Raw genomic sequence first — 6,737 nt, forward strand, 5'->3', positions numbered from 1 at the left:
TTTGCAGGGATTATTAATTTACCGTTCCGTCGCTTTTCCATAACAATCTACCCCGGTGCTCTATTCTGGGTATCTTTCTTCTTAATCGGTGGCTATTGGTTAGGAGGAAACTTACATGACATATTTGAAGTGCTTGGATCGCACATTGGGAAAATTATCTTCGGAGTGATTGTCATTATAGCCATTACGTTAGGTATTCGTTTTCGGAAAAAATTAAAGTGTATGTTTGTACAAAATATAAGTTAATACGAAATTTATTTCGTTCAAAAGTTAAAAATAGTTAGAGTTAATACAATGGAGCTTGTTCAAATTGAACAAGCTCCTTAAAATTAAGCAAATACTCTCTTAACCTCTTTCGCAATTTCATTCATTAAATCTTCCGCTTGCGGATACAAACCAATTTTATCCATAAACGCATGGTCTGTACCATTGTACTGAATAAGCTTCGTAGGCACGCCGCTGCGAGCAAGCTTTGCCGCGTAAGCTTCGCATTCTACTTTTAAATAATCAAATTCAGCAGTTGCAATTAGCGTCGGCGGCATGCTGCTTAACTGATTTGACAGCAGCGGAGAAACATGAGGATCTGTAATTTCCGCATTATTTTGCAAATAGAGTTGGAAAAGTAACTCTCCACTTTCACCCATCGCTGAAATCATTGGAGTGATTATCTCTGCATGGTTACGAATCTCATACTGGTCGAGACTCCAGTTGAAATCTTCGGTTTGGACGCCAGCCATATTCACTGTCGGATAAATAAGCGCTTGAAGCTTAATCATCTCCGTTCCCTTTTCAATATCCATCAGTGTGCATACTGTAGCTAAATTACCACCTGCACTGTCTCCAGATACGGCAATTTGCTGTGGATTCACACGAATTTCTTCAGCATGCTCATACACCCATGTTATGGATTCGAAACAATCTGTCAGCCCTGCTGGATATGGATGTTCAGGCGCTAAACGGTAATCAACAGAAATAACAACGGCACCTGCCTTTTCTGCCAATGCTTTACACGGATTTTCCACGACATCAACACTTCCGGCTATGAATCCTCCGCCGTGAATGAAGACAACAGCAGGCAGAACTCCTTCGTTAGAAGGCGTATAGATCCGCAGAGGAATCGGTCCATTTGTTCCATCGATTGTTTTATAAGTGGTTTCGACTTTACTCTTCGTAACGTCGTCATTCTTCCAACCAAACATAGCTCGCATTCCCGTAACAAACCCCATAGTATCTGAAGGATCAAATGGCTGATTTGTCATCGCAGCCATTTTTTCTGCCGTTTGTAAAGTCACTTGGAGAACCCGAGGATCTAATTCGCAGGTCGCATCAGAATCAGGAATCGGTTTCGCAATAAAATCGAATCCTCTTTTTTTGACAGCTTGCACTTCCTCACTCAGTTTAGAAACTAGATTCACGTAAGAAGTTGTATTACTCATCATTACCGTCTCCTTTTTTGGTCATTTGTATTTCGGAAAACTTGGCTACCGAGTTCTTCGGTATTTCGCCGTGCGAGAATCATCAATTACACCATTCCAATTGAGTCCAAAGGAGAAGTCATATACATGGCCCTCAGAATCAACGTGGCATTCCATATCATGTGCGACGTCTTCCAGCTGTTCCTCAACTGTTCTCATGTTCGCCGGCATTTGCATCGGCAATAGGCCTGATGGCTCGTACCCCCCTGACAGAACGTCCATAATCGCCTGATCCTGAACGCCAAAGTTCACTACGATGGCATCAACTTCCGCCTCGAACTCTGCGACAACCATTGGATTCGATAGCAAAATCGATACGACAACCGGCTTTTCTTTCATCATTTCTTTCGTTTCAAGCACCATGTCTAAGTCGTGCGAATTGTGTGTTGTAACTGTTTTATCTTTATAGGAACGGTTCAATATATCGGTTTCCCTAGGGTCGCCAGCAATGCTCCGTTCGCGAGCATGCTCGGCTGTATACGGTTTGTATTGAAGGCTAATCGGCACATAACCGTTGCCGCCATTATCGGCATCTTCCTGACTGTATCCCGCGCCTGACTTTGGACTTTGAATAAACACAAGCCCGAAATCCGCTTCATCTGGATCATTGGTGATATCGAAATATTGGGCTACAACGTCAAGATCGACTGGATGCTCTGGTTTCTCCGGCGTTGGCATACCAAACCAGTCTTTTCCCTCCGGCAAATACCGCTTCGGAATGTATACTTTGCTTTTTGCTTGCATCGGCAGCGTCTGCCCCTTGTTTTTCAAAAGGACGATTGACTTCAGCTGAGCTTCATAGCCTGCCTTCAAGAAATCTGGATTACAGACGATTTTTTTACTTTCCTCAGACCAGAGATAAGGATTTTCGAAAAGACCAAGCTTAAACATATTTAGAAGCAGACGAACCGCTGATTGTTCGAACCGTTTTCTCATATAAGCTTCTCCGTGTTCAGATACACCTAATTGGTAAGCTTCTAGAACAGGCCCAACTTCGTTATTCCCTCCAAACTGATCCACGCCAGCCATCAATAGCTTATAGTGACGTTCCGCAACGCTCAAATGTTCAACGCCCCATGACTTCCCTGTCAAAAACGTATCTTTACTGCCATGCTCATCAGCAGTAATCAACCAATCTGTACAAACAACACCTTCATAACCATATTGCTCGCGTAGTAAATCGGTAATTAAATAAGAATTATAAGAGTTACCGACGTTCTCACCGTTTACTTGATCTTGATCGAATGAAATCGTGTAATATGGCATAACTGCCGAAGCCTTACTCGTCTTGCCTTCCAGCTGAAAAGCCCCGTCGACGAACGGCTTCAAGTGCTCTTCGAAATTGTTTCCTGGATAAACGGCATACTTTCCGCAACCAAAATGCGCGTCTCTGCCGCCCTCACCGCTTCCTCCTCCAGGCCAATGCTTCACCATCGCATTCACACTATCCAATCCCCAACCATCTTCTAGTTCCTTCTCACCTTCTGATGTTTGGAAACCGTCCACATAAGCGCGAGCCATATCTGTAGACAGAAGCGAGTCCTCGCCGAACGTACCGCTGAAGCGGAACCAGCGCGGGTCAGTCGCGATATCGATTTGCGGCGACAATGCTGTTGTCATGCCAAGCGCCCTGTATTCTTTCGAGGCAACTTCTCCGAATTTACGCGTTACTTCAGGATCGAATGTAGCGGCAAGACCAAGCGTTTCCGGCCAGAATGATACCCGAGAAGCTGTTCCTGCGCCGACGTTAAATTCGGAGCTGGCATCGGAACCGTGACGCGGATCCGAGCTATTGTTCGCCGGAATGCCTAAACTTGTTCCTTCCGCAACAGCTTGCAGCTTGTTGTTCCAGCGCGCAGCTGTTGCTGGATTTTCAACCGTTGTTATGAGAACATGGCGAAGATGATCTTCGGTCAAAAATGCGATTTGCTCATCCGTCAAATCCCATGGCTTAGCTCCGCTCCCTTCGTAAGACTTTCCGCCGTAAGTTCCTGGGAACCAACTGTCGCTCGCAGCTGGAATTGCTTGATGCCGACTGTATAACATCAATCCTGCAATCTCCTCGATGGACATCCGCGTGGCAAGATCTTTCGCCCGTTCCTCGGCTGGTAATCTCCAATCTTCATACGGCTTCAAGACCCCATCCTTACTTAAGTTTTTAAAAAACGAACCGTCCTGCTCAATGATGCGAACACTAGATAAAGCGGAATAGCCTAGTAGAGGCCCTTCTTCATTACGGACGTATTCAATCAACGGCTGACCTGCATTTTTCTCTTTAGTTGACATAGAAGAACCCTCCATTTCTTAAAATTAAATCGTTATTCATGCTATGAAGCGAGCATATAAATCATATATAAATCTTAGAAAACGTTTACATTTTAATTATAAAAAAACCGCTCGTCCTCGAAAAGACAGCGGTTTATCGACTTTTATTGCAATATTTAATCTTTTTACAGAAACAACCTGAGTCATTTAATTAAAACAGGTTAAATTTTAACCCAATTCGTCACCAAACAGGAATGAGCTCAATCAACTGGGCACCGTGCGGCTCCAAAATGGAAATACAAGTTTGGCTATCATCCACTTCAACATACTGACTAGTCATACGCGGCCGAGCGCCCGCTTTCAAGTATTCCACCTCTTCAGAACAGAGCGATTTCGGTGCTCCCATCTCCACCCAGCGGTCATAACTACTTCCGTGCTTTCGGCCAATCGTGCGAGTAACGATCCGATACTTGCCGCTCGGTAAACCCGTAAGCTCCAGCTCTAACTTGACAGTCTTCACATCTTTGAAACCGTTATACCGGTTAACCGAATCGATAAAGGAAATATCGCCGAGCGCGTACAAATCATCGAAATGACAATAATTAAAAGTCAGCACTTGATAACCGCCCCGGCCAGATGTAACGATGTAACGATCACCACGCTCAATGAGGCGATCACCCAATTTCGCCAACAATTCATAGGCAATCATACCAGCTTTGGGTATGCCATATTGAGCAAGCAAACCGAGTCCCCCATGAAACAAGTCTGGCGAAGCGGCCGTTTCTTCAATGTTATCGCTTAGCACCCAGTAACCGAAGCCTTCAATGCTGTCCAAATTATCGATAATATTTTTGACGATATAAGCAGCCTTGTATAACGTATCATTCGTTAACTCGCGGTGATACGAAGTCGAATTCCACTCTGTCAAATACAGATTGGCCCCGGACATCTCATATTTCTCAAGCAATCTTTTCTCGTTTGCAAGCCGATCCTTTAAAAAATCTGGATTTGGAGACACACCTCCGAACTCCTCAATCAGTTTCTGAAGCGACTCCAATTGCTTGAATTGCTCCATCTGCTCCAAGTTATTCAGCCTTTCATGCGGGTAAAAATGAAGCGGAATAAAATCCGGTAAGCACTGCCGCTCACGACAAAAAGCGAAAAACTCATCATAAAATTTCCCCTCATCAAGCGTAATGATTCTGCCCGGAGCCCCGATTTGAAGACGAGGTGATATACGTTTTACCGTTTCATAGGTGCGAGCGTACAACTCCATGTACTCCTCCATCGTTCCCGGCCAAAATGCCTTCAACTCCGGTTCGTTCCAAAATTCGAATTTCCAAGATTCTATCTCTTCCTTGCCGTAACGATTCATGCAGTGGCGTAAAAAACGATCGACAAGCTCACACCATTTATCTATAGACTTCGGCGGACTGATATAGCTCTTTACATAAAAAATGGCTTTATCCGAATCCGCTGCCAAAGCAGAGGGCATAAATCCAAGCTCAATAAACGGCTTAAGTCTAACTGAAAGGAGAAAATCGAATAGCTCATCGACCAATCTGAAATTGTATGTCGGCTGGCCTGCCTTATCCTCTGTGTACACCATCATGGAGTCATCAAATATGCCATGAAACCGTAAATAGCGAAATGGGTAGCGCTCCTGAACTAGTTTGAGTTGCCGCTGCATGTCCGCATGCAATCCTTCTTTTGCTTTTCCAATCGTTATTAAATTTTTCCATGTATGCCTGATTGGACTGCTTTGAGTGGATACGTTGACCTGATATGCCTCCGTGTCCAGCGCCGTAATCTCTTCTGCCTGCGGCGAAGGACTTCTCTGTAAATATTGGCTAATGATTCCGAGCGCACTGGATTGATTAAACGTCAAATAATTGGAAGATGCCCGTTCTTTCTTCTTGCCAAGGTCTGGACGAAAATGCTTCCGGTACTCGTTTGGCGTTACGTTATACCTTGTTTTAAAGGCAGTATAAAATGACTTGGCGTTCGGAAAACCGTGCTTCAGCGCAATATCAGCAATAGGCGTCTCCCCATTGTGGAGCAGTTCCTCCACCGTATGTTTCAAACGAATGCTCGTCAAATAAGATTGAAAATTAAGGCCGATGTTATCACTGAAAAACTTAGACAAATACGGAACGGACAAAAATTCACGCTCAGCAATTGCCTGTAGCGTAATCGGTTCTTTATAATGGTCGTCAATGTAGGTAATGATACGAAGCATACGCTCCATATATTTCTCGTTCATAACTCCTGCGGATGCCGAAACCTTAAATTGTTTCAGAAGAATAGAGAGCACTTCTAACATTCGAATTTGCATGTCAATCTCATATGCGTCACCTTTTTGATACGTTAGCTGCACCATCTCGGCCAGTAAACGACGAATCTCGTCTAAAGCATGACGCCGCTCCTTATCCGTCTCCCCCGAATAACAATTGAAACTAATCTCATCCGCCCTTGCCATTTTTTCCTTCAAATAACTAAAAGGGATAAGAAACGTTGCGATAATGTTCCGATCAAGGCCGATCACCTCATGCACATGACATTGGTTGATTAGCAGCACGTCCCCTTCAGAAAGCGTCCGTTTCTCATGATGTAGTCTAACCTCCACCGTACCGCGCAGCACAAAAATAATTTCTACGCTGTTATGCCAATGACTCGGTACATAGTTCACACTGTTCAGTGAAACATCGAAGGGCAGACTGTCGTTCGTCTCAACCAACTCGTATACGGCATTTCGCATGAACTTCTCCCCCGTTTCCTAGAATGGTAGTTTCTTTTTCATCTGGCTCTGACTTGTAGTGTAATTCCACTAAAATTACAACAATGATAGATTTATTGGGTATATCCGTTTTTATATAAATCCATTTTAATTTTTCGACATCTAACTCCCTGCGGTGCAGAATAAAAAGTAACCTACACGCGTTTGTTCTTTCTATTTTTACTTCGCATGTGGCAGAAGAAGGCACTGACCGCTTCTAT

The 6,737-nt window shown here is 44.1% G+C and carries 4 protein-coding genes; 1 reads left to right on the forward strand and 3 read right to left on the reverse strand.

What is annotated here, in order from left to right; genetic code table 11:
• Nucleotides 1-246: DedA family protein (locus V7183_RS15595; RefSeq protein WP_438825175.1), on the forward strand; the 246-nt coding region annotated here is incomplete at its 5' end.
• Nucleotides 247-329: 83 nt separating this feature from the next.
• Here the strand turns inward: V7183_RS15595 and V7183_RS15600 are convergent.
• From V7183_RS15600 to V7183_RS15610, 3 genes are all read right to left on the reverse strand, one after another.
• Nucleotides 330-1,436 (reverse strand): alpha/beta hydrolase, encoded by a 1,107-nt coding sequence (locus tag V7183_RS15600; RefSeq protein WP_335360108.1) that lies wholly within the window; start codon nucleotides 1,434-1,436, stop codon nucleotides 330-332.
• 45 nt (nucleotides 1,437-1,481) lie between these two features.
• On the reverse strand, nucleotides 1,482-3,761 hold the full coding sequence (locus V7183_RS15605) for a glycoside hydrolase family 3 protein (RefSeq protein ID WP_335360109.1): 2,280 nt from the start codon (nucleotides 3,759-3,761) through the stop codon (nucleotides 1,482-1,484).
• 220 nt (nucleotides 3,762-3,981) lie between these two features.
• Nucleotides 3,982-6,498 (reverse strand): GH39 family glycosyl hydrolase, encoded by a 2,517-nt coding sequence (locus V7183_RS15610; RefSeq protein WP_335360110.1) that lies wholly within the window; start codon nucleotides 6,496-6,498, stop codon nucleotides 3,982-3,984.
• Nucleotides 6,499-6,737 lie beyond the last annotated feature (239 nt).

Origin of the sequence: Bacillus sp. JJ1127, assembly GCF_036965845.1 — a bacterium.
GTDB lineage: Bacteria > Bacillota > Bacilli > Bacillales > Bacillaceae_G > Bacillus_A.

Coding starts and splice junctions, on each gene's coding strand:
- V7183_RS15600 (WP_335360108.1), bottom strand. CDS start 1,436: ATGAGTAATACAACTTCTTACGTGAATCTAGTTTCTAAACTGAGTGAG.
- V7183_RS15605 (WP_335360109.1), bottom strand. CDS start 3,761: ATGTCAACTAAAGAGAAAAATGCAGGTCAGCCGTTGATTGAATACGTC.
- V7183_RS15610 (WP_335360110.1), bottom strand. CDS start 6,498: ATGCGAAATGCCGTATACGAGTTGGTTGAGACGAACGACAGTCTGCCC.